Consider the following 20,786-nt stretch of genomic DNA (forward strand, 5'->3'; position numbering starts at 1 on the left):
CCCCCGGGTAGTATTTTGCCCGGAGGTTTTTGTGCGCCCGGCAGGGGCGTGACGTGATTGGGAAAGTATACGGACAGGCAAGACGGCCTTAGCCTGCTATCCGGGAGAGAGGGTACCCAGCCCTTGTTTTTCATTGCCTGGCCAGGGAGGGCTGGGGTAGGCCGAGGTTCCCCGCCCGGAGTCTTTCCATAAAATGGTTAAACCGCTTGCGGATGTTCAGATTCAGGGCCCAGAGGATGGCGGCGTGCTTCTTGGCCAACCCCAGGCGACGGGAGATGGAACCCAGGGAGTAGAATTCCTGCCAGGCCCAGTTAAAGCCTTCCTGGAGGGTCCGGGCGCTCATGTTTTTCGGTTCAAAGACTACCTTGCTGATGGTATACTCGCTCCAGTCATTATTGGTGATGCGCCCCTCACGTTCCAGGGCCTCCCTTAAGGGGGTTCCCGGGAAGGGGGTCAGGATGCCGAATTGGGCGGCTTCCAGGCGATTTTCCTGGGCGAATTTGACGGTGCGTTCAAAGACGCTTTCGTCATCCTCGTCAAGGCCGAAGACAAAGGCGCCTTCAATGGCAATGCCGTGGTCATGAAGCTTCTTAATGGCCTGCCGGTAATCATCCACCAGGTTTACCCTTTTGCCGACGGCCTTGAGGTTGGCAGGGGAAAGGGATTCAAAGCCGATAAAAAGACCGATGCAGCCGCTCGCGGCGGCGAGCCGCAATAATTCCTCGTCCCGGGCGATATTTAAGGACCCCTGGCTAAACCATTTTACTTTGCGCGGTAAGCGGGCCAGCTCGGTGAAGAGGCGGCGGGCGTAGGCGGGATTACCGACAATATTGTCGTCAATAAAGGCAATTACCTCGCCCTCCAGGTCCCGGACTTCGCTGATGACTTCTTCTACCGGACGAAAACGGTAGCTGTGGCCGAAGAACTGGCTGACGGAGCAGAAGGAGCAGGCGAAGGGACAGCCACGGGTAGTCTGGACGGTGTCGGGAACCAGGTAGCGACTCCTTTGTAAGAGGTCCCGGCGGGGGATAACCATATGTTCCAGGGAAGGGCGCTTTTCCTGGCGGTAAAAGGCTTGCAACTGGCCGTTTTCCAGGTCGGTCAGGAGCCGTTGCCATGAACCCTCGGCTTCGCCGACCACGACGGCATCGGCGTGGGCGATGGCTTCCTCCGGCAGGGCGGAGGGGTGCATACCACCCAGGACCACCATGGTACCCCTTTCCCGGAAGGCATCGGCGATCTCGTAGGCGCGAGGTGCCAGGGCTGTCATGGCCGAGATGCCGACCAGGTCGTACTTCTCATTGAAGTCGAGATCGGTTAAACTCTCATCCAGGATAGTCACCTCATGCTGGGGTGGCGTCATGGCTGCCAGGGTGATGAGATTCAGGGGCGGGAAGATAGACTTTTCCTTTTCACTTTCCCAGAGGGGGTCGTGCCAGGCCGGAGCAATCAAGGCGATTTTCATAATTTATTACCTCCAGCAAAAGGTTTTGGCAATAATATGGCCATGACGGTAAGAAATCATGTATATTGTTCTTGTTAAGAACCCAAAATCCTGCATTTTTCGGAAGGGATGGTTAAAGTTGTGCCTTTTGGGTATCGATCTCGGCGGTACATCAATTAAGGCCGGGCTGGTGGATATAAACGGAAAGATTCTGAAAAAAGGACAGGTGCCTACGGGGGCCGGTGAAGGTACAACCGCAGTTTTAAAGCGCATCAAGAACCTGGCCCGGGACCTGGCCGGTGAACAGGGTCTGGCTCTGGGTGAACTCGAAGGGATCGGTATCGGTATTCCCGGATCGGTTGATGTGGCCAGGGGGTTGGTCCACCTGGCTCCCAATCTCTTCTGGCGCGATTTCTCCCTCCGGGATGAACTGGCAGCCTTACTGGATCTACCTGTGGCTATTGAAAATGACGCCCACGTTGCCGCCCTGGGGGAGATGTGGCAGGGAGCCGGCCGGGGATATACCTCCCTCCTCATGGTAACCATTGGCACGGGTATCGGCTCAGGACTGATTATTGACGGTCGCGTCCATCACGGCCTTTTCGGTTATGGAGCGGAGATGGGGCATATAAAAATGGTCTGTGACGGCCGGCAGTGTCACTGTGGCGGCCATGGCTGCCTGGAGACCCTGGCTTCGGCCACAGCTATGGTAAAGTCTTTCCGGGAGTACCTGGCAGCGGGTTACCCATCCATGTTATCGGATAGGCCCGAACTTGGGGCGAAGGAGATCCTGGCAGCCGCCGCCGGGGGCGACGAACTGGCTGGCCGCGTCATCGACGAGGCCGCCTGCTATTTGGGAACAGCCCTGGCCAATGCCGTCCTCCTGGTGGGGCCGGAAGCAATAATTATCGGGGGGGGACCGGCCCAGGCCGGGGAGGTAATCTTAGATCCTATCCGCAAACACCTGGCTGCAGCCATGGGAACCTGGCAGCTTAAGCAAGTACCGGTCCTACAGGCTGCCCTGGGTAATGATGCAGGTATTATCGGCGCCGCTTATCTGGCTATGAAGACGAGCTCACAATATTGAACCAAACCCCGGCTAGTTGCAGGCATTTCAGGAGTTGCCCCTCAGTGGTGCTAACGCCTCCGCCGCGATCTTCGGAAATATAGCTAAGGCTCAAGGAGGAAAAGGCCGCCTGGTAGCGAATTATGACCAGAGCACCTGAAGTGCAAAATAATAGAGGCTAAAAAGCTGGCCCTAAAGGAGAATCTCCATGTTTTTACCCGGCAACTTCCAGGCGGCAGGCATCGGCAGCCTGCCCTACCTCGAGCCTGGACCGGCCCTGGACCTTATCTTTAAAACCACCCCTGTCATCCCCCACTGGCCTCAACTACCCAAACGGGGCCACCAGGAACACTTTGTTTACCAGAGCCTGGCCCCCCTGGTGCGCCTTGGCTTGATTAAAGAAAATCCCGGTGGGATGCCAGCCTTTACCGATGCTGACGCCGGGTGGACCGACAGGTTAACGGATTTCTATAGCCTATACCTGGAGGCCGAGGCCGGCGATGGGGAGGCCCTGGCAGCCTTTGCCATTCCGCGGGAAGCCGGGATTGGTTTTTATGCCCTGCTGGAATACCTGGAGCAAAAGGGCCCCGGCGAAGCCCGCTTCTTAAAGGGGCAGGTTGCCGGACCTATTACCGCCGGCCTATATTTGACCGATAGTGCTGGCAGGAGTTCCTTTTACGACCCCCAGCTGCGGGACCTCATTGTCAAAACGACGGCCATGCAGGCCTGCTGGCAGGCCCGTGAATTGGGTCGCTTTAACCTTCCAGTCCTGGTGTTTGTCGACGACCCTGCCCTGGCGGCCTATGGTACCTCCACCCATGTAGCCCTAAAACGGGATGACCTCCTGGCGGCCCTGGCGGGTGTCGTAGCCGGTATTGAAGCCGGGGGCGGACTGCCCGGGGCCCATTCCTGCAGCGGGGTGGAGTGGCCCGTCTTTTTTGAAGCAGGTTACCGGATCTTAAGTTTTGACGCCTATAATTATTTTACTTCCCTCCAGGTTTTCGCCTCTGATGTGGCTGCCTTCATAGCGCAGGGCGGGGTCCTGGCCTGGGGGATTGTGCCCACCTATGAACAGGCCTGGCAGGAGACTCCTGCCACCCTGGCTGCGAAACTCCAGGAGCAGGTCGGAGAACTGGCCCGGCGGGGTGTGGACCGGGAGCGCCTCTGCCGCCAGGCCCTGGTCACCCCCTCCTGCGGCACCGGCGTCCTGGAAGAAGACCTGGCAGAACATATCTACGGCTTGATGGCAGCTGTCGCCGAAATAATGGGCAGGTGATGCTGGCATCTGTTTATAGCGAGCGGGTTTTCACCGAGGGGTAAGCAGCCGCAGGCTGTAGCAGGGACGGCAAGCGGCGCAGAGGACAGGGAGGCCCAAGGCCGGCCTTTGAGCAAGAAGGCCAAATAGGCCGGAACCACGCCCGGGCCCGAGCTGGGCCGTAGGTAACAATATGTTCGAATAGTGAGGACCGGGTGTTTTGGCGAAGATTGGGTGAGCGAGCAAAATAATGCCGCCTTGAAATAGTAAACTCTTCCATATAAGGGAGAGTTTATTTTTTTGTCTCCGGCAGGAATCTTTATCCTGACGGCGAATAATATGTCGTGGTATAAAGTGGGGCAAAGTGGTTTAAAGTAGGGCAAAAGTGGGTGCCAGGCCCATGTTCATGGGGGAGTACCACCATACCATTGATGATAAAGGCCGCTTAATCATCCCGGCCCGCTTCCGCGAAGAGCTGGGAGTTAAGTTTGTCATTACCAAGGGCCTGGACAACTGCCTTTTTGTTTATCCCATGCAGGGCTGGGCGGAAATGGAGCAGAAACTGAGGAGCCTGCCCTTTACCCGAGCCGACGCCCGGGCCTTTGTGCGTTTTTTCTTTTCCGGCGCCACCGAATGCGAGCTCGACCGCCAGGGGAGAATACTGCTGCCAGGAAATTTACGGGAATACGCCCGCCTGGATAAGGAAGTTGTAGTCGTGGGCGTATCTACCCGGGTGGAGATCTGGAGCCGTTCCCGGTGGGAGGAATACTGCCGGGAGACGTCCGACCAGTACGAGGCCCTGGCGGAGAAGATGGTTGATTTTGATATTTAGGGGTGGCGGCTTTGCCCTTTACCCACCAGCCGGTGCTGCTGACCGAAGTTCTACATCTCCTGGATCCCCAACCGGGGGAGTTTTTTGTCGATGCCACGGTAGGCGGTGGCGGTCACAGCAGGGCCATTTTACCGCGGTTGCTGCCGGGTGGGCACCTTCTCGGCCTGGATCGTGACGCCGAGGCCGTTGCCGCCGCCAGGGAGCGCCTGGCCGCCTTTGGGGCAAACGTAGAAATCGTCCAGGCCAATTTTCGCGACCTGGCGGCGATTTTAGAGGCCCGGGGCATCCCCGGAGTCGACGGCCTGCTTTTTGACCTGGGGGTATCCTCTTACCAGCTGGATAACCCGGAGCGGGGTTTCAGCTATCAGGTAGATGCGCCCCTGGATATGCGGATGGGACAGGACCAGGAACTGACGGCGGCGGAAGTAGTAAATAACTGGCCGGAAGAAAAATTGACCAGGGTTATCTGGCAATACGGTGAAGAACGCTGGGCGCCGCGGATAGCCGCCTTTATCGTAGCCTCCAGGCGACAGAGGCCTATAACTACTACCGGGCAGCTGGTGGCGATCATTAAAGAAGCAATTCCGGCCGGGGCCAGGAGGTCCGGACATCATCCCGCCAAGCGGACCTTCCAGGCCCTCCGGATTGCCATAAATGGTGAACTAGATGCCCTGCGGGCGGCTTTGGAGCAGTTGGACTCAATTTTAAAACCGGGCGGTCGCGTGGGGGTCATCTCCTTTCACTCCCTGGAAGACAGGATCGTCAAAGAGGCCTTCCGGAGCTTGAGTGGCCGTTGTACTTGTCCGCCGGGCCTGCCGGTATGTACCTGCGGCAGGCGGGAGGTCCTTGTGCCGGTTACCCGCAAACCCGTTATCCCTACGGCGGCAGAAATCGTCGCTAATCCCAGGGCCCGCAGCGCCAAATTGCGGGTGGCCAGGCGAGTTCTAAAGGACAAGGATGGTGAATAAGTATGTTAGCAGCGCCAAGGGAATTGTCCTATATCCCGCAACCAGTAGTTAGCAGTAAACAATCCCCGCGATCCGGGCTTTCCAACCGGCGCCGGGAATCCAGGGCCAGGCAAAAGATCCTCCTTTTAGGTCTGGTATTGATGGGCTTTGTAATCGGGTTAAGCCTGACTTTTCTGACAATGCAGGTGCTTATAAAAGGCTACAAGATTGATAGCCTGAAACGAGAGTTAAGTACTTTGCAAAGGGAAAACGAACAGCTACAATTAGAAGTGGCCCGCTTGAAGGCACCGGAACGGGTGGCCCGGGTGGCTACTACCAAGCTGGGAATGGTGGAGCCAAAAACAGAGCAAATCTACTACGTGCCGGAGCAGGCCGGGAACGGCAAGCAGGTCCAGGTGGCGACTACGGAACCCTCCAGGCCGGCGGTAACTGGGGCTGCACCTGGAAGGCAAGCCTGGTGGGTAGCTCTGGCAGAGGCCCTGCACCAGTGGCTGGAGCCGGCGCGCCAGGCCGGGGCCGGGGTTTAACCCATCTTTAACCGGGAAACAAGCGGGCGCCGGCAAGGGGCGACGTCATGCAGGGGAATATCAATGTTCATAAACGCCTTGTCCTTGTTTTTTTGGTTTTGACATCATGCCTGGCGATAATCTTGTTGAGGCTGGCCTGGTTACAATTCGTGCGGGGCGGCGAATTACAACAAAAAGCCCTCAATAACCGGCTTAATGAAATGCCGGTGGCAGCCCAGCGCGGGGTTATCTATGACCGCAACCGGCACGAACTGGCCGTTAGCATCGAGAGTGACTATATCGGCGCCTTTCCGCCGGAGATCAAAGATTCCGGTAAAGCCCAGGAAATAGCCAACACCCTGGGTTCCATCCTTGGCCTTCCCGCGCAAAAGATCCTGGAGAAAATAACTAGCAACACCGGCTTTGAGTTTGTCGAACGCCAGGTTGACTATACAAAAGCCCAGCAAATCAAGAATCTGGTTAAGGAAAAGAAATTACCGGGGATCGAAGTGGTACCGGAGAGTCGGCGGTATTACCCCAATGGCCCCCTGGCTGCTCAGGTCCTGGGTTTTTCCGGTATTGATAACCAGGGCCTGGAAGGCATTGAGGCCATGTATGATAAGGAACTGGCCGGGGAGCCGGGTAAAATCGTCATGGAGTTTGATGCCCTGGGACACGAGATCCCCCGGGCGACCCACCGTTATATACCACCGCAGAACGGCCACAGCCTGGTGCTGACCATTGATCAAACCATCCAGTATATTGCTGAACGTGAACTGGATAAGCTCATGGCCAGCCCTACCAATCCCAAAAAAGCCAATATTATTGTCATGGACCCCAAAACAGGGGAAATTCTGGCTATGGCCAGTCGTCCGGCCTTTGATCCGAATAACTTTAATAAATACCCCAACAGCGTCTGGGGCAACCCCCTGGTGCGGGATGCCTACGAGCCCGGTTCGGCCTTTAAGATCATCACCGCGGCGGCGGCCCTGGAAGAAGGGGTAGTCAAGCCGGGAGACCGTTTTTATGATCCCGGTTACATTAAGGTTGGGCCGGACACCATTAACTGCTGGTTGCCCGGGGGGCACGGCAGCGAGACCTTTGTGGATGGGGTCAAGAATTCTTGTAACCCGGTCTTTGTCCAAACGGCCCTGCGGTTGGAAGAAAAGAAAGCCGGTCTTTTTTATAATTACATCAGGGCCTTTGGTTTCGGGCAGCCTACGGGTATCGATTTAACAGGTGAAGGTACCGGTTTACTGATTCCCGAGCAGGAATTAAAGCCCATCAACATCGCCACCATTGGCATCGGGCAGGGTATCGCGGTTACTCCATTGCAACTGGTAACTGCAGTTTCAGCGGTGGCCAACGGGGGCAAACTCATCCGGCCCCACCTGGTGAAGGAAATCCTGGATGATAAAGGCAATGTCCTGAAAAAGATTGAACCAGAGGTGGAACGGCAGGTCATCTCTCCCGAGACGGCCAAGCAGCTGCGGGAGATGTTAGAAACCGTTGTCAGCGAAGGTACAGGGCGTAACGCCTATATCCCCGGCTACCGGGTAGGCGGGAAAACGGGTACGGCCCAGAAGGCCGGTCCCGGCGGGTACATGGAAGGAAAATATGTTGCTTCATTTATCGGTATGGCCCCGGTCAACGACCCCCGCCTGGTGGCCCTGGTAACAATCGACGAGCCAAAAGGATATCCTTATTATGGTGGTACCCTGGCGGCTCCCATTTTCCAGCGGGTGGTAGCCGATGCCCTCCACTACCTGAAGGTACCGCCCCAGTACGACAGCAAGCAGGGAAGTGAGGAAAAACCAGCGGCCCCGGTCACCGTACCGAATGTTACCGGAAAGGACCTGGCTGCGGCCAGGGCGGAACTGGAAAAAGCCGGCCTGGCAGCGCGGGTCGAGGGTGACAGCGGCAAAGTCATTGCCCAGGTGCCCAAGGCAGGCGCCGTAGTACCTGCGGGTACAAAGGTAATCCTCTACCTCCAGGGCGATCCCAACCGGCCCCGGGTGCCGGACGTCAATAGCCTGAGGGTTACCGAGGCGGCAGAAGTACTGGCAGCCTATGGGCTGCAACTGGTTCCCGAGGGAACGGGTCAGGCCGGGGAACAAAACCCCATTCCCGGGACCATAGTCACGCCGGGAAGCAGCGTGCGCGTCAAATTCCACGAACCGGCCCAGGAGGTTCTGGGGCCTTAGACTCCGGGCCCGGCGCCAGCAGGGTGCCGGGCTCTCTCCTTTCGAGGCTTAATTTGCCATTAAGTGGTAAAAATATACCAGGAGTATTTTCAAGGAGGCCGTTTAAACAGTGACCCTGGCTGAACTGGTAGCGCCGTTAAAGATCATTGCCCGGGGCGGCAACCAGCAGGTTCCCCTGACCGGGCTCCACTATGACTCCCGCCGGATACAATCCGGTTTTCTTTTCGTGGCCATAAAAGGCTTTAAAACCGACGGCCACCTTTACATCGACGCCGCCCTGGAGCGGGGAGCGGTGGCTGTCGTCCTGGCACAGGAGCGAACCCTGCCCCCGGGGGTGGCCTGGGTTCGGGTGGATGATACCCGCCTGGCCCTGGGCCAGCTGGCGGCCCGTTTCTATGATTACCCCAGTCGCAAACTGCGTTTAATCGGGGTAACCGGCACCAACGGCAAGACCACCACTACCCACCTGATCCAGGCTATTTTAGAGGCCGGCGGCCGGCCTGCTGGCCTGGTAGGGACCATCGGCAACCGCCTGGGGGACAGGGTACTGCCGGCCGAACACACGACGCCGGAATCCCTGGACCTGCAGCACCTCCTTTACCAGATGGTGTCTTTGCAGGCCCGGGCCGTAGTCATGGAGGTATCATCCCACGCCCTGGCCCTGCATCGGGTGGCCGGGACCGAGTTTGACGTGGCCGTTTTCACTAACCTGACTCAGGATCACCTGGACTTCCACCACAATATGGAGGATTATTTCAACTGCAAAGCCCGGCTCTTCCAGGGCCTGGACCAGGGGGTGAAAGCTGGGCCGAAATATGCCGTTATTAACGGCGACGACCCCTATGGCAGCCGCCTGGCCGCCCTTACGCCGGTGCCGGTGGTCACCTACGGCTGTACTCCCGGGTGCCAGGTCCGGGCCAGGGATATCCATTTAGAAACCGGGGGCTCCACCAGCCTGGTAACCTGGCCGGGGGGTGAGGCGGCAATGGAACTCAGGCTTACCGGGCGATACAATATCTATAATGCCCTGGCCGCCTTGGCGGTAGCCCTTCAGGAAGGGATAGACCCCCAGGTCGCCATCCGGGCTCTGGGCCGGTTCAAGGGGGTGCCAGGGCGTCTGGAGCGGGTAGACCAGGGCCAGCCCTTCACTGTGGTGGTCGATTACGCCCATACTCCCGATGGCCTGGAGAATGTCCTCCGGGCCGCTCGCCAGGTTACCAGGGGAAGGCTGCTGGTGGTCTTCGGCTGCGGTGGTGACCGGGACCGGGGCAAGCGACCGTTAATGGGCCGGGCCGCCGCTCGGCTGAGCGATTACAGTATTATTACGTCCGATAACCCTCGCAGCGAGGATCCGGAAGCCATTATCGCCGATATCCTTCCCGGCGTCCGGGAGGTCCCCGGCGCCAGCTACCAGGTGCTGGTTGACCGGCGCCGGGCTATAGCTGCCGCCCTGGCCCTGGCCCGGCCTGGGGACATGGTGGTTATCGCCGGTAAAGGCCATGAAACCTACCAGATAGTTAAGGATAAAACCCTGCCCTTTGATGACCGGCAAGTAGCCAGGGAAGAACTGGCGGCCCTGGGCTACACGGGGGAGGGACCGGCATGTTGACAGCTACGGTCAGGGAGATCTGTGACGCCATCGGCGGCTACCTGGTAGCCGGGGATCCGGCAGTTGTGGTAAAGGGCCTCAGTACCGACAGCCGGGAGATCCAGCCGGGTATGGCCTTTGTTGCCTTGAAGGGAGAACGCTTTGACGGCCATGATTTTATTGGTGCGGCCCTATCCGGCGGCGCGGCGGCGGCCATAGGAACCAGTTTCCCCGGCCATCAGGTTGTCGGGCTGCGCCCCGGCCAGGCTTTGATCCAGGTTGACGATACCCTTCTGGCCCTGCAAAAACTGGCAGCCTACCACCGGCAGAAAGTTTTAAAGGGTCCCCTGATCGGGGTAACCGGTTCCAGCGGCAAAACAACGACCAAAAACCTCATTGCCGCCGTTTTGAGCCCGGTCCTGAAGGTCCTAAAAACGCCGGGGAATTTTAATAACGAGATCGGCCTGCCCATGACCCTTTTACGCCTGGCCCCCTGGCACCAGGCAGCCGTGGTGGAGATGGCCATGCGGGGCAAAGGAGAGATAGCCTCCCTGGCGGCCATAGCCCGACCGACCATTGGCGTCATTACCAACATCGGTACCACCCACCTGGGACTCCTCGGTTCGATAGCCAATATTGCCGCTGCCAAAGGGGAGTTGCTGGCAGCTTTGCCCGCAGAAGGACTGGCGGTTTTGAATGGCGATAATGAGTGGTGCCGCCGGCTGGCGGCCACCTGTCCTTGCCGGGTGGTCTTCTTCAGTACCCGGGGCCAGGGGGAGATTTACGCCCGGGATATTGGCGATAGAGGCCTGGAGGGGACTTTTTTTACGGCCGTTTTTCCCGGTAAGGAAGTCCGGGTGCAGCTACCGGTCCCGGGGCGGCACAATGTGGAAGATGCCCTGGCAGCCCTGGCTGTAGGCTTTTCCCTGGGCGTGGAACCGGAAACTATGGCCCGGAGCCTGGCTGACTGGCCGGCCGAGGATTTGCGCCAGGACCTGCGTCCGGGCCCGGGCGGTTCCCTGGTTTTTAACGACGCATATAACGCCAACCCTGAATCCATGGAGGCCGCCCTCCAGGCCCTGGGCGCTTTACCCGGCCGCCGGGTGGCCGTCCTGGGGGCCATGCTAGAACTTGGACCGGCAGAAGTAGAACTGCACCGGCGGGTGGGACGATTCGCCGCTGCCCGGGGCCTTTATCGCCTGATAACTGTGGGCGAACTGGCCGGGGAGATAGCCGCCGGCGCTCTGGAAGCCGGGATGCCGGCGGATCAGGTCTTTGCCTGCCTTACCCACGAGGAGGCGGCCGGGCACCTACGGGGACTGGGCCATGGAGATGTAGTCCTTTTTAAAGGATCGCGTCTTACCGGCATGGAAAAGGTGCTGGCCATCTGGGAGGGCTCCGAACATGATTGAAGCCTTGAAACCCCTAGTCCTGGCGGCGGTGGTTACCCTTATCCTGGGCCCGCCGGTCCTCGCCTTTCTCAGGCGCCTGAAGGCCGGCCAGACCGTCCGCAGCGACGGCCCCCGGAGCCACTTGGCCAAAGCGGGTACCCCGACCATGGGTGGGGTCCTGTTTCTCATTGGCCTGACTGTGTCTACCCTGGTCCTGGCCCCACCCTCCCCCTTAACCCTGTCTACCTTGATCCTTACTTGGGGTTATGCCCTGATTGGGCTGGTCGACGACGGTTTAAAGGTAATTCTACACCGCCCCTTAGGCCTCATGGCCCGGCAAAAGCTCGGTGGCCAGGTTCTCCTGGGCCTGGTGGCCGGAGTGGCGGCCATGCTCTGGCTGGGGCGGGGGAGCGTCATTCAGGTGCCCGTAACCGGTTGGCACTGGGACCTGGGCTGGTATTACCCCCTCCTGGCGGCCCTGCTCCTGGTGGCGACGACCAATGCCGTCAACCTTACCGACGGCCTGGATGGCCTGGCAGCGGGGATCACCCTGTGGGTTGCCCTGGCCTACGGGATTCTAGCCCTGACCCTGGGTCAGGGGGAACTGGTTACATTTGCCATGGCTCTGGCAGGAGGATGTCTGGGATTTTTAGTGTATAATTTTCATCCGGCGAGGGTTTTTATGGGAGATACCGGCTCTCTGGCCCTGGGGGCGGCCATTGGCTTCCTGGCTATCATGACCAGGACCGAACTGGTCCTGCCAGTCCTGGGGGGCGTCTATGTCCTGGAGACCCTTTCGGTAATCCTGCAGGTGGTCTCCTTTCGCCTCACAGGCCGGCGCCTCTTTCGCATGAGCCCCCTGCACCACCATTTCGAGCTGGGGGGGTGGCCGGAGAGCAGGGTAGTGCTTTTTTTCTGGGCCCTGGCTATAATCATGGCCCTGGCCGGTCTTTATCTTTTAACTATTTAATGCAACGGGAAGAAGGTAGAAAGAGATGTCCTGGCAGGGAAAGAGCGTTCTTGTAGTCGGCCTGGGCCGGAGCGGCCGGGCGGCGGCTACTGAACTTGCCCGCCTGGGGGCAAAGGTGACAGCCTGTGACCGCCAGGCTCTGGCGGAGGAAGAACTGGAAAACCTGCGTAAGGAAGGTGTCCACCTAATCCTGGGTGGCTATCCTGAGGTAAACGAATTACAACCCGATCTAGTTATCACCAGCCCGGGGGTTCCGTCCGGGGAGCCCCCCCTGGCCCGGGCCAGGGCCCGGGGAATCCCCGTCTGGAGTGAACTGGAACTGGCTTACCGATTGTTGCCTCCGGGGGTAAAGGTGGTGGCTATCACCGGAACCAACGGCAAGACCACAACAACTTCCCTGTGTGGCCGGATCCTCCAGGAAGCTGGTTGGCCGGCAGTAGTCGGGGGCAATATTGGTATCCCCCTGGTGAAGGAACTGCAGGAGATAGCCCCCGGGAGCTATGTTGTCTGCGAAGTGAGCAGCTTCCAGCTGGAAGCCATAACCTCCTTCCATCCGCAGGTGGCGGCCATCTTAAATATTACTCCGGACCACCTGGACCGTCATGGCAGCCTGGAGAACTACATTGCTGCCAAGGCGCGGGTTATGGCATACCAGGAGGCCAGGGACTTCGCAATCTTAAACTACGACGATCCCCATACCAGGAGCCTGGCGGGCGGGGCCCGGTCCCGGGTGTTGTTCTTCAGTCGCCGGGAACGGCCACCCCTGGGTGCCTGGCTGGAGGACGGGGTGATTTGCTGCGACCTGGGTGCCGGCGGGACTGTTAAACTCTGCCACTGTGAAGAGCTTTCCCTGAAGGGAAGCCATAACCTGGAGAATTCCATGGCCGCAGCCCTGGTAGCCCTGGCCCTGGGGGTGGACCCGGAGCAGCTGACCCGGACCCTGAAAACCTTTCCTGCCGTCCCCCATCGCTTAGAACCGGTGGCGGAAATCAACGGGGTATGCTATATCAATGATTCCAAGGGAACCAATCCCGAAGCGACCATGAAGGCTATTAATGCCTACTCCAATCCCCTGGTACTTATTGCCGGGGGTAGGAATAAGGGCAGCGACTTTACCCTGCTGGCCCAACAGATGGCCGGCCGGGTGAAGCACCTGGTGCTGGTGGGGGAGGCAGCCCGGGAACTGGAGCAGGCCGCCAGGAAGGCGGGAATCGACTCCATTTACCTGGCGCCGGACTTTGCCAGTGCCGTCCGGGAAGCCGCCGGCGCCGCCCATCCCGGGGATATCGTCATGCTCTCTCCGGCCTGTGCTAGCTGGGATATGTTTAAAAACTACGAAGAACGGGGCGATGTTTTTAAGTCTTTAGTTCTGCAGATGAAGGATGACGGTTAGTATCTCCAGGAGGAGGAATTGCCGATGCGCCGACGGGCGGGACCCTTTGACTTCGTGTTGTTCCTGGCTGTTATGCTCCTGCTGGGTATGGGAGTGATCATGGTCTTTAGCGCCAGCGCCCTCACCTCTTCCTATAACTACGGCGATGCCCTCTACTTTTTAAAACGCCAGTTGCTATGGGCGCTCCTGGGGTTGATGGGACTCTTCCTGGTCGTCCAGTTTGATTATTCCCGGTTGAAAAAGCTGGCGGCACCCTTTCTGGTTCTGGCCATACTCCTCCTTATCCTGGTGCTGGTCATCGGCATCACCACCCGGGGTTCGTCCCGCTGGCTGGGAATTGGCTCCCTGGCCTTCCAGCCTTCAGAGACCATCAAACTAGCCATGGTCATCTTTCTGGCCGCCAGCCTGGCAGACAACCGCCAGCGCCTGGGTGACCTGGCCCAGGGCCTGGGACCTTACCTGGCCCTGCTGGCTGTAGTCTGCCTGTTAATCCTGGCCCAGCCTGACCTGGGAACAGCCGTGGCTGTCGCCGGTACTACTTTCCTGATGCTGGCGATAGCTGGAGCCGACAAACGGCACCTGGCTTTCCTGGCCGCCCTGGGGTTGGGGGCGGTGGCCCTGGCGATTATTATTGCTCCTTACCGGATGGCCCGGTTTACCGCCTTTATCGATCCCTGGGCCGATCCCCGGGGGAACGGCTACCAGACTATCCAATCCCTGCTGGCCGTTGGCTCCGGCGGCCTCTTCGGTACCGGGTTGGGTCAGGGCCGCCAGAAGCTCTATTACGTCCCGGAAAACCATACCGACTTTATTTTTGCCATCCTCAGTGAAGAGCTGGGCTTTATTGGTGCCGCCCTGGTGATAATCCTCTTTCTGATCCTGGTCTGGCGGGGTTTCCAAACCGCCTTCAAGGCGCCAGATACCTTTGGCACCCTGCTGGCCGCCGGTCTCACCTCTATGCTGGCTCTCCAGGCGATTATAAATATGGGTGTAGTCACCGGCCTGCTGCCGGTAACGGGAATTACTCTACCCCTGGTGAGCTACGGCGGTTCCTCCCTTATCTTCTCTTTGCTGGGTATAGGTATTTTGCTCAATATATCCCGTTATGCCGGCAGTTAGGGGGGATAGGTTTTGCGGGTGATAATTACCGGCGGCGGTACCGGGGGCCATGTTTACCCGGCCCTGGCCATTGCTCGCGGCCTTAAAGAGGCCAGGCCGGGGGTAGAGTTACTGTATATCGGGACGGCCAGGGGTCTGGAAGCTGACGTGGTACCCCGGGCTGGCCTGACCCTGGCCACCATTACCGTCCAGGGGCTGGTGCGACGGCAAGTATGGAAGAACATTCCCGCCCTGGTGAAGACCGGCCGGGGGCTTGGCGAGGCCTGGCAGCAGGTGCGCCGTTTTCGACCAGACGTAGTAGTCGGCACCGGTGGCTATGTCAGCGGCCCGGTGTGCCTGGCTGCCGCCCTCCAGGGCGTACCGGTAATCCTCCATGAACAGAATGCCTTTCCGGGTGTTACCAATCGGCTGCTGGCGATCCTGGCTCGCTGCGTCTGCCTGACCTTTCCCGAGGCAGCCTCCCGTTTCCCTCGCCGGGCAAAACTGGTTACCACCGGGCTACCGGTACGGCCGGAGATAATCCAGGCGGACCGGGATTCATGCCGGCAGCATTTCGGCCTGCGGCCGGAGCAACTCTTCCTGGTAACTGTTGGTGGCAGCCAGGGGGCCAGGAGTATTAACGGGGCCATGTTACCTATTTTGAAGGAACTGGCCGGGTGCCAGGATGTCAGCCTTCTCCAGGTAACAGGACGCCGGGACTATGAGGCTTATTTACAGCAGGTGCGCACCCAGGGAATAGATCTGGCTAAATATGGCAACATTACCATTGAACCCTATGTCTATAACCTGGAGCAGGCCCTGGCTGCAGCCGACCTGGTCATCGGCCGGGCCGGGGCCTCCTTTTTAGCCGAAGTACTGGCCCGGGGTCTGCCGTCCGTCCTGGTTCCCTATCCCCATGCGGCAGCCAATCATCAGGAGTATAATGCCCGGGCCGTGGCCCGGCAGGGGGCGGCCGTGGTGGTCCTGGACCGGGAACTAAAAGGAGGGCGGCTTTACCAGGTTGTATTCGAACTCCTGAGATCAAGGGAAAAGCTAAAGGCCATGGCGGCTGCCGCCGCTTCATTAGGTCGTCCCGGAGCCCTGGAGGCTATTATCCAGGTTATCTTGAAAACGGTCGAATCAGGTTAGCATAAAGGTTTTAAGGGGGACAGGCCCCTGTCACCTGTGGCGTTACCTCTGCATATGATACAGGTGTAGCAGCCCGGTCAGGGGTTTACCCCAGGGAAGGAGATGGCAGATTTGGAAACAGGGGGTTGGACCCATTTTGTCGGCATCGGTGGTGTGGGTATGAGCGCCCTGGCACGCATCTTGTTGGCCCAGGGTTACCGGGTCTCAGGATCGGACCCGAAGGAGAACCAGTTTACCCGGAGCCTGGAGGCAGCCGGGGCCATCATTTACCACCAGCATGATGCCGCCAATCTGGCCCCTGGAGTCCAGGAAGTAGTAATTTCTTCGGCAGTACCGTCGTCCAATCCCGAAGTGGTGGCTGCCCGGCAGCGTTCGCTGCCGGTGGTTAAACGTGGGGAGCTGCTGGCCCGGCTCTTTAACGCCCGCCGGGGTATTGCCGTAGCCGGCGCCCACGGTAAAACGACAACCTCGGCCCTGGTTGCCCTGGTAATGAAGGAAGGCGGTTTAGAACCGGCGGCGGTCATCGGCGGTTATGTCCGGGAGTTTGCCAGTAATGCCTACCCCGGCCGGGGGGATTTTCTGGTGGCGGAGGCTGATGAAAGCGACGGTTCTTTCCTCTGGTTAAAGCCGGAGATAGCCCTCATAACCAATATTGAAGCCGACCATCTGGAACATTACGGGAGCCTGGACCGGATTGTCGCTGCCTTTAAAGACTTTATCGATCAGATCCGGCCCGGCGGCAAGGCCATCCTGTGTGCTGAAGATCCCCGAGTTGCCGGGCTGGTTGCCTGTAGTCCCAGACAGGTAATTACTTACGGCCTCAATGGCAGGCCGGATTACAGGGCGACGGGGGTGCAAATGGCCGGAATGGGCGGGCGGGCCGCTATTTATTACCGGGAACAGTATCTGGGGCAACTCACTATGGCGGTACCCGGACGCCACAATATCTTGAATGCCCTGGGGGCCATTGCCGCAGGTCACCAGCTGGGGATACCCTTTGCCGTTATGGCCCGCGCCCTGGGTCAGTTCCGGGGAGTGGGGCGGCGTTTCGAAATCCTCTGGGATGACGGTACTACCAGGGTGGTGGATGACTATGCCCATCACCCGACGGAAATCAGGGCGACCCTGGCGGCCGCCAGCCAGGTGGGAGCGAAACGGGTGGTGGCTGTTTTTCAACCCCATCGCTATACCAGGACCCACCACCTGTACCGCGAGTTCGGGCAGGCCTTCAGGCAGGCTGATGTAGTAATCGTTAATGATATTTACCCGGCCGGCGAAGCCCCCCTGCCGGGGGTTAATTCCCAATTAATAACCGGAGAAATCAAAGGTAGTGGCCATCAGCAGGTGTACTACCTGCCCACCCTGGAAGAAACCCTGGCTTTTTTAAAGAAATCCTGCCGTCCCGGGGATCTGGTTTTAACCCTGGGAGCGGGGGACGTCTGGCGGGTGGGGATGGGCCTGGCGCAGTACCTGGAGGCCAAGCAAATTTTGCCCGGAGTAGGAGCGTAGAGATGGATTTAACGGCCCTGGCCGGGGAGTTGCAAACCGGCCTAAAGTTACAGGTCTTAACCAATGAACCCTTAAGCCGCCATACTACCTGGCGCCTGGGCGGCCCGGCCGATCTCCTGGCCCGACCCCGGAGCCGGGAAGAGCTGGACTACTGCCTGTCCTTTGCCAGGAGGAAGGGCTTGCCCCTGCATATTCTGGGCAATGGTTCCAATCTTTTAGTTCTCGATGGCGGGGTGCGGGGTCTGGTGGTGCAAACCCGGGAATGGCGCCAGGTGATAATTGAAGGGAGAAAAATTCTGGCTACGGCCGGCACCTTGCTCCCCGGGCTCCTCCAGGTTGCCAGCAAGAAGGGCCTGGGAGGTCTGGAGTTTGCCGCTGGCATCCCGGCCACCGTTGGCGGGGCCGTGGTCATGAATGCCGGGACACCGGCCGGGTGCCTGGGGGATCTGGTGGTAGGGGTGGAAGTCCTGGACTATGATGGTCGCAGGCATATCCTGGAAAATAGGGAGATCACCTTTACCTACCGCCACAGCTCCCTGCACCGGGCGGGAACGGTGGTAACTGTAACCCTGGAATTAGTTCCCGACGAGGTGCCGGCCATTCGGGAACGGATCGAGGCCAACCTGCACCGCCGGCGGTCCCGCCAGCCCCTGGAATGGCCTAATGCCGGCAGCGTTTTTAAAAATCCACCGGGTTATTATGCCGGCCGGCTGATCGAGGCGGTAGGAGCCAAGGGCTGGCGGGTCGGCGGGGCCGAGGTCGCGGAGAAACACGCCAATTTTATTATTAACCGGGGCCAGGCGACTGCCGCCGACGTTATGGAGCTTATCGACAGGGTAAGGGAGGCTGTAGCTCGCCAGCTGGGGATTGACCTGGAGTTGGAGATTGAGGTTTGGGGTGAAGGCCTATAGTTTGGGGAGGGGTAGGCCTTGGAGGTTCTAGTCATCAATGGGGGCCAGCGCCTGGAGGGGGTAGTGGTTGTCCAGGGGGCAAAGAATGCCGCATTGCCCATCATGGCAGCCACCCTCCTGGCCACCGGGGAATGCCGCCTCCAGCGGGTACCCCGCCTGCAGGATGTCAGTGTCATGGCAGCTGTTATTCGTTCCCTGGGGATGAAGGTGGAGCACCGGGGCGAGGAACTGCTGGTGGCTCCGGAGTCCACGGTAACGCCGGAAGTACCGGCAGAATTGATGCGGCAACTGCGGGCTTCCAATCTGGTTATGGGCCCCCTGCTGGGGCGGTGGCACTACTTCCGGGTACCCTATCCAGGGGGCTGCGCTATTGGCTCCCGGCCCATGGACCTGCACATCAAGGGTTTGATGGCCATGGGGGCTGAAGTGATGGAAAAGCTGGGCTATATCGAGGCCCGGACCACCGGGCTCCGGGGAACCAGCTTCTACCTGGATTTTCCCAGCGTCGGGGCGACGGAAAACCTGATGATGGCCGCCGCCCTGGCGGAAGGGGTGACAACCCTGTATAATGCGGCCCGGGAACCGGAGATTGTCGACCTGCAAAATTTCCTGAACGCTATGGGAGCCAGGATTCGCGGCGCCGGCCGGGATACCATCCGCATCGAAGGGGTGAGGGAACTCAAGGGATGCGATTATAAGATAATTCCCGACCGGATCGAAGCCGGTACCTTCCTGGCCGCAGCAGCGGCCACCGGAGGCGATGTCCTGGTCCAGGATTGCCAGCCCGAGCATCTCATGGCCGTCCTGGCAAAACTGCGGGAAATGGGGGCCAGGATAATTATAAAAAAAGAGGCCATCCATATCCAGGGCCCGGGGAGGCCAAGGGCCGTCGATTGTAAGACCCTCCCTTACCCCGGTTTTCCCACCGATATGCAACCCCAGTTTATGGCCCTTATGAGTGTAGCCGACGGTACGAGTATTATGGTTGAAAGCATTTTTGAAAACAGATTTAAACATGCGGCTGAATTAAGGCGCCTGGGAGCCGATATAAAAATAGAAGGACGGGTAGCAGTGATCAACGGCGTTCCAGGCTTAAGCGGGAGTATGGTGGAAGCCTCCGACCTGAGGGCCGGGGCGGCCCTGGTGATCGCCGGCCTCCTGGCCGAAGGGCAGACCCTGGTGGAGGGCGTCCACCACCTGGATCGCGGTTACGAACAATTGGAGAAACGCCTGGGCGACCTGGGAGCCGATATTCAGCGCCTGAATAAGAAGTGAGATAACTTCTCACTTCTTCCAGTGGACAGGCCTAATCTTTCTGGTATAATGGCAGTAAACGAGGTGGGAAGATGGCTGTCCCAGCCCACTCGCCCCGGGTTTACCGGCGGCGCCGGCAGCGGGTTCGTCGTGCCCTGTTTTTTTTCTTGCTGGTTACGGCTTTATTTTATTTTATTCATTCCGGCTTTTTCTCCCTGGAAAAAATCGTTATTACCGGTAATGAGCACATAGCTGCCTCCGAGCTGGAAACCTTAATGGGGGTAACCATGGGCACCAACCTCTGGCAGATAGATACCGGCACCCTGGCCCGGCGGCTAGCAACCAACCCCCTGGTAGCCTCGGCCCACGTCTCCCGGCGCTGGCCCCATACCCTCCTGGTAAGGATCCAGGAAAGGGTACCGGTAGCCCTCCTTGTGGACCAGGGCAGCTTCCTCCTGGTCGACGCCACAGGTGTGGTCATGGAAAGGGTCCAGCAAATTGGCTCCCTGAACCTGCCCCTTATTTCCGGCATAGGCCAACTGGGAAAGGTAGGCCCCGGTTCACGGATTGAGGATCAGGGACTCCAGGCCGCCCTGGCAGTGTTACAACAGGTGCCACCCACCACTTTAAACCAGCTCCAGGAAATAATCGCCCCCTCGCCTGTTAACCTGCAGCTAATCTGGGCCGGCCAGATCAGGGTAAAATTCGGCGACAGCAGGGATGTGCCCGCCAAGCTGGAAAGGTTGCAGGAAGCCCTGCAGGGCCTGCCCGGTGACAGCGTAGTGGAATATATTGATGTTAGCTTTGCCGGACCGCCGGTTATTAAGTTCACCCAGTCAACCAGCCAGGCACAAGCCGGGAAAGGAGTGAAGCGGTGATGTGGATCCCATTAATAGGTCTTATCGTGGGTGTAGTGGCCGGGCTCCTGCTGCCGGTAAAGATACCGGTTGTCTATAGCAAGTATATGTCGGTAGCCGTACTGGCAGCCCTGGATTCGGTATTCGGGGGCCTGCGGGCGAGTATGGAAGATAATTTCGATAATGCCATATTCCTGACCGGTTTTTTCTCTAATACTTTACTGGCGGCCTTCCTGGCTTATATCGGTGACCAGCTGGGAGTAGAGCTTTACCTGGCAGCAGTTCTGGTCTTCGGCGTGCGTTTGTTCCAGAACCTGGCGATTATCCGGCGGCACCTGTTAAAAAGATAAGAAAAACCCCTTGTAAAAAAAGGGAAATAGAAAGTTATGTT

18 protein-coding genes are annotated in these 20,786 nt (G+C 58.9%); 17 read left to right on the forward strand and 1 reads right to left on the reverse strand.

The window, feature by feature from the left end; genetic code table 11:
* Nucleotides 1-130: 130 nt before the first annotated feature.
* The gene (locus MOTHE_RS03780) at nucleotides 131-1,465 is read right to left on the reverse strand and encodes a B12-binding domain-containing radical SAM protein (protein WP_011392350.1); all 1,335 of its coding nucleotides are present in this window, start codon (nucleotides 1,463-1,465) and stop codon (nucleotides 131-133) included.
* A gap of 118 nt (nucleotides 1,466-1,583) precedes the next feature.
* Between MOTHE_RS03780 and MOTHE_RS03785 the strand changes: the two genes are divergently transcribed.
* The 17 genes from MOTHE_RS03785 (at nucleotide 1,584) to MOTHE_RS03865 (ending at nucleotide 20,745) form a co-directional block, all read left to right on the forward strand.
* Complete coding sequence (locus MOTHE_RS03785) at nucleotides 1,584-2,531, forward strand: ROK family protein (RefSeq protein WP_011392351.1); 948 nt, start codon at nucleotides 1,584-1,586, stop codon at nucleotides 2,529-2,531.
* A gap of 187 nt (nucleotides 2,532-2,718) precedes the next feature.
* A complete protein-coding gene (locus MOTHE_RS03790) occupies nucleotides 2,719-3,786 on the forward strand; it encodes a uroporphyrinogen decarboxylase/cobalamine-independent methonine synthase family protein (protein ID WP_011392352.1) in 1,068 nt (355 codons plus the stop codon).
* Between the two features lie 379 nt (nucleotides 3,787-4,165).
* Nucleotides 4,166-4,597 carry a division/cell wall cluster transcriptional repressor MraZ gene (gene mraZ, locus MOTHE_RS03795; protein WP_011392353.1) on the forward strand — a complete coding sequence of 144 codons (432 nt, stop codon included), beginning with the start codon at nucleotides 4,166-4,168 and terminating at the stop codon, nucleotides 4,595-4,597.
* Nucleotides 4,598-4,608: 11 nt separating this feature from the next.
* Nucleotides 4,609-5,565: a 16S rRNA (cytosine(1402)-N(4))-methyltransferase RsmH gene (gene rsmH / locus MOTHE_RS03800; protein ID WP_011392354.1), complete on the forward strand. Its 957-nt coding sequence runs from the start codon at nucleotides 4,609-4,611 to the stop codon at nucleotides 5,563-5,565.
* A 2-nt stretch (nucleotides 5,566-5,567) separates the two neighbouring features.
* Nucleotides 5,568-6,092, forward strand: a complete 525-nt coding sequence (gene ftsL / locus MOTHE_RS03805; RefSeq protein WP_011392355.1) for a cell division protein FtsL — start codon at nucleotides 5,568-5,570, stop codon at nucleotides 6,090-6,092.
* Nucleotides 6,093-6,139: 47 nt separating this feature from the next.
* Nucleotides 6,140-8,275 carry a stage V sporulation protein D gene (locus tag MOTHE_RS03810; RefSeq protein WP_011392356.1) on the forward strand — a complete coding sequence of 712 codons (2,136 nt, stop codon included), beginning with the start codon at nucleotides 6,140-6,142 and terminating at the stop codon, nucleotides 8,273-8,275.
* 109 nt (nucleotides 8,276-8,384) lie between these two features.
* Nucleotides 8,385-9,884: a UDP-N-acetylmuramoyl-L-alanyl-D-glutamate--2,6-diaminopimelate ligase gene (locus tag MOTHE_RS03815; protein ID WP_011392357.1), complete on the forward strand. Its 1,500-nt coding sequence runs from the start codon at nucleotides 8,385-8,387 to the stop codon at nucleotides 9,882-9,884.
* On the forward strand, nucleotides 9,878-11,275 hold the full coding sequence (locus MOTHE_RS03820; RefSeq protein WP_011392358.1) for a UDP-N-acetylmuramoyl-tripeptide--D-alanyl-D-alanine ligase: 1,398 nt from the start codon (nucleotides 9,878-9,880) through the stop codon (nucleotides 11,273-11,275). The genes MOTHE_RS03815 and MOTHE_RS03820 overlap by 7 nt, the downstream gene beginning before the upstream one ends.
* Nucleotides 11,268-12,224 carry a phospho-N-acetylmuramoyl-pentapeptide-transferase gene (gene mraY / locus MOTHE_RS03825; RefSeq protein WP_011392359.1) on the forward strand — a complete coding sequence of 319 codons (957 nt, stop codon included), beginning with the start codon at nucleotides 11,268-11,270 and terminating at the stop codon, nucleotides 12,222-12,224. The genes MOTHE_RS03820 and mraY overlap by 8 nt, the downstream gene beginning before the upstream one ends.
* 25 nt (nucleotides 12,225-12,249) lie before the next feature.
* Nucleotides 12,250-13,617, forward strand: a complete 1,368-nt coding sequence (gene murD / locus MOTHE_RS03830; RefSeq protein ID WP_053094691.1) for a UDP-N-acetylmuramoyl-L-alanine--D-glutamate ligase — start codon at nucleotides 12,250-12,252, stop codon at nucleotides 13,615-13,617.
* Between the two features lie 24 nt (nucleotides 13,618-13,641).
* Nucleotides 13,642-14,736, forward strand: coding sequence for a putative lipid II flippase FtsW (ftsW, locus tag MOTHE_RS03835; RefSeq protein ID WP_011392361.1), 1,095 nt, complete (start codon nucleotides 13,642-13,644; stop codon nucleotides 14,734-14,736).
* A gap of 12 nt (nucleotides 14,737-14,748) precedes the next feature.
* Nucleotides 14,749-15,864, forward strand: a complete 1,116-nt coding sequence (murG, locus tag MOTHE_RS03840; RefSeq protein WP_011392362.1) for an undecaprenyldiphospho-muramoylpentapeptide beta-N-acetylglucosaminyltransferase — start codon at nucleotides 14,749-14,751, stop codon at nucleotides 15,862-15,864.
* 102 nt (nucleotides 15,865-15,966) lie between these two features.
* Nucleotides 15,967-17,373 carry a UDP-N-acetylmuramate--L-alanine ligase gene (murC, locus tag MOTHE_RS03845; RefSeq protein ID WP_011392363.1) on the forward strand — a complete coding sequence of 469 codons (1,407 nt, stop codon included), beginning with the start codon at nucleotides 15,967-15,969 and terminating at the stop codon, nucleotides 17,371-17,373.
* A gap of 2 nt (nucleotides 17,374-17,375) precedes the next feature.
* On the forward strand, nucleotides 17,376-18,284 hold the full coding sequence (murB, locus tag MOTHE_RS03850; protein ID WP_011392364.1) for a UDP-N-acetylmuramate dehydrogenase: 909 nt from the start codon (nucleotides 17,376-17,378) through the stop codon (nucleotides 18,282-18,284).
* A gap of 18 nt (nucleotides 18,285-18,302) precedes the next feature.
* Nucleotides 18,303-19,559 (forward strand): UDP-N-acetylglucosamine 1-carboxyvinyltransferase, encoded by a 1,257-nt coding sequence (gene murA, locus MOTHE_RS03855; RefSeq protein ID WP_053094692.1) that lies wholly within the window; start codon nucleotides 18,303-18,305, stop codon nucleotides 19,557-19,559.
* A 71-nt stretch (nucleotides 19,560-19,630) separates the two neighbouring features.
* Nucleotides 19,631-20,416 (forward strand): cell division protein FtsQ/DivIB, encoded by a 786-nt coding sequence (locus MOTHE_RS03860; RefSeq protein ID WP_011392366.1) that lies wholly within the window; start codon nucleotides 19,631-19,633, stop codon nucleotides 20,414-20,416.
* The gene (locus tag MOTHE_RS03865) at nucleotides 20,416-20,745 is read left to right on the forward strand and encodes a small basic family protein (protein WP_011392367.1); all 330 of its coding nucleotides are present in this window, start codon (nucleotides 20,416-20,418) and stop codon (nucleotides 20,743-20,745) included. Before MOTHE_RS03860 ends, MOTHE_RS03865 begins: the two co-directional genes overlap by 1 nt.
* Nucleotides 20,746-20,786 lie beyond the last annotated feature (41 nt).

Source organism: Moorella thermoacetica, assembly GCF_001267405.1.
Taxonomy (GTDB): domain Bacteria; phylum Bacillota; class DSM-521; order Neomoorellales; family Neomoorellaceae; genus Neomoorella; species Neomoorella thermoacetica.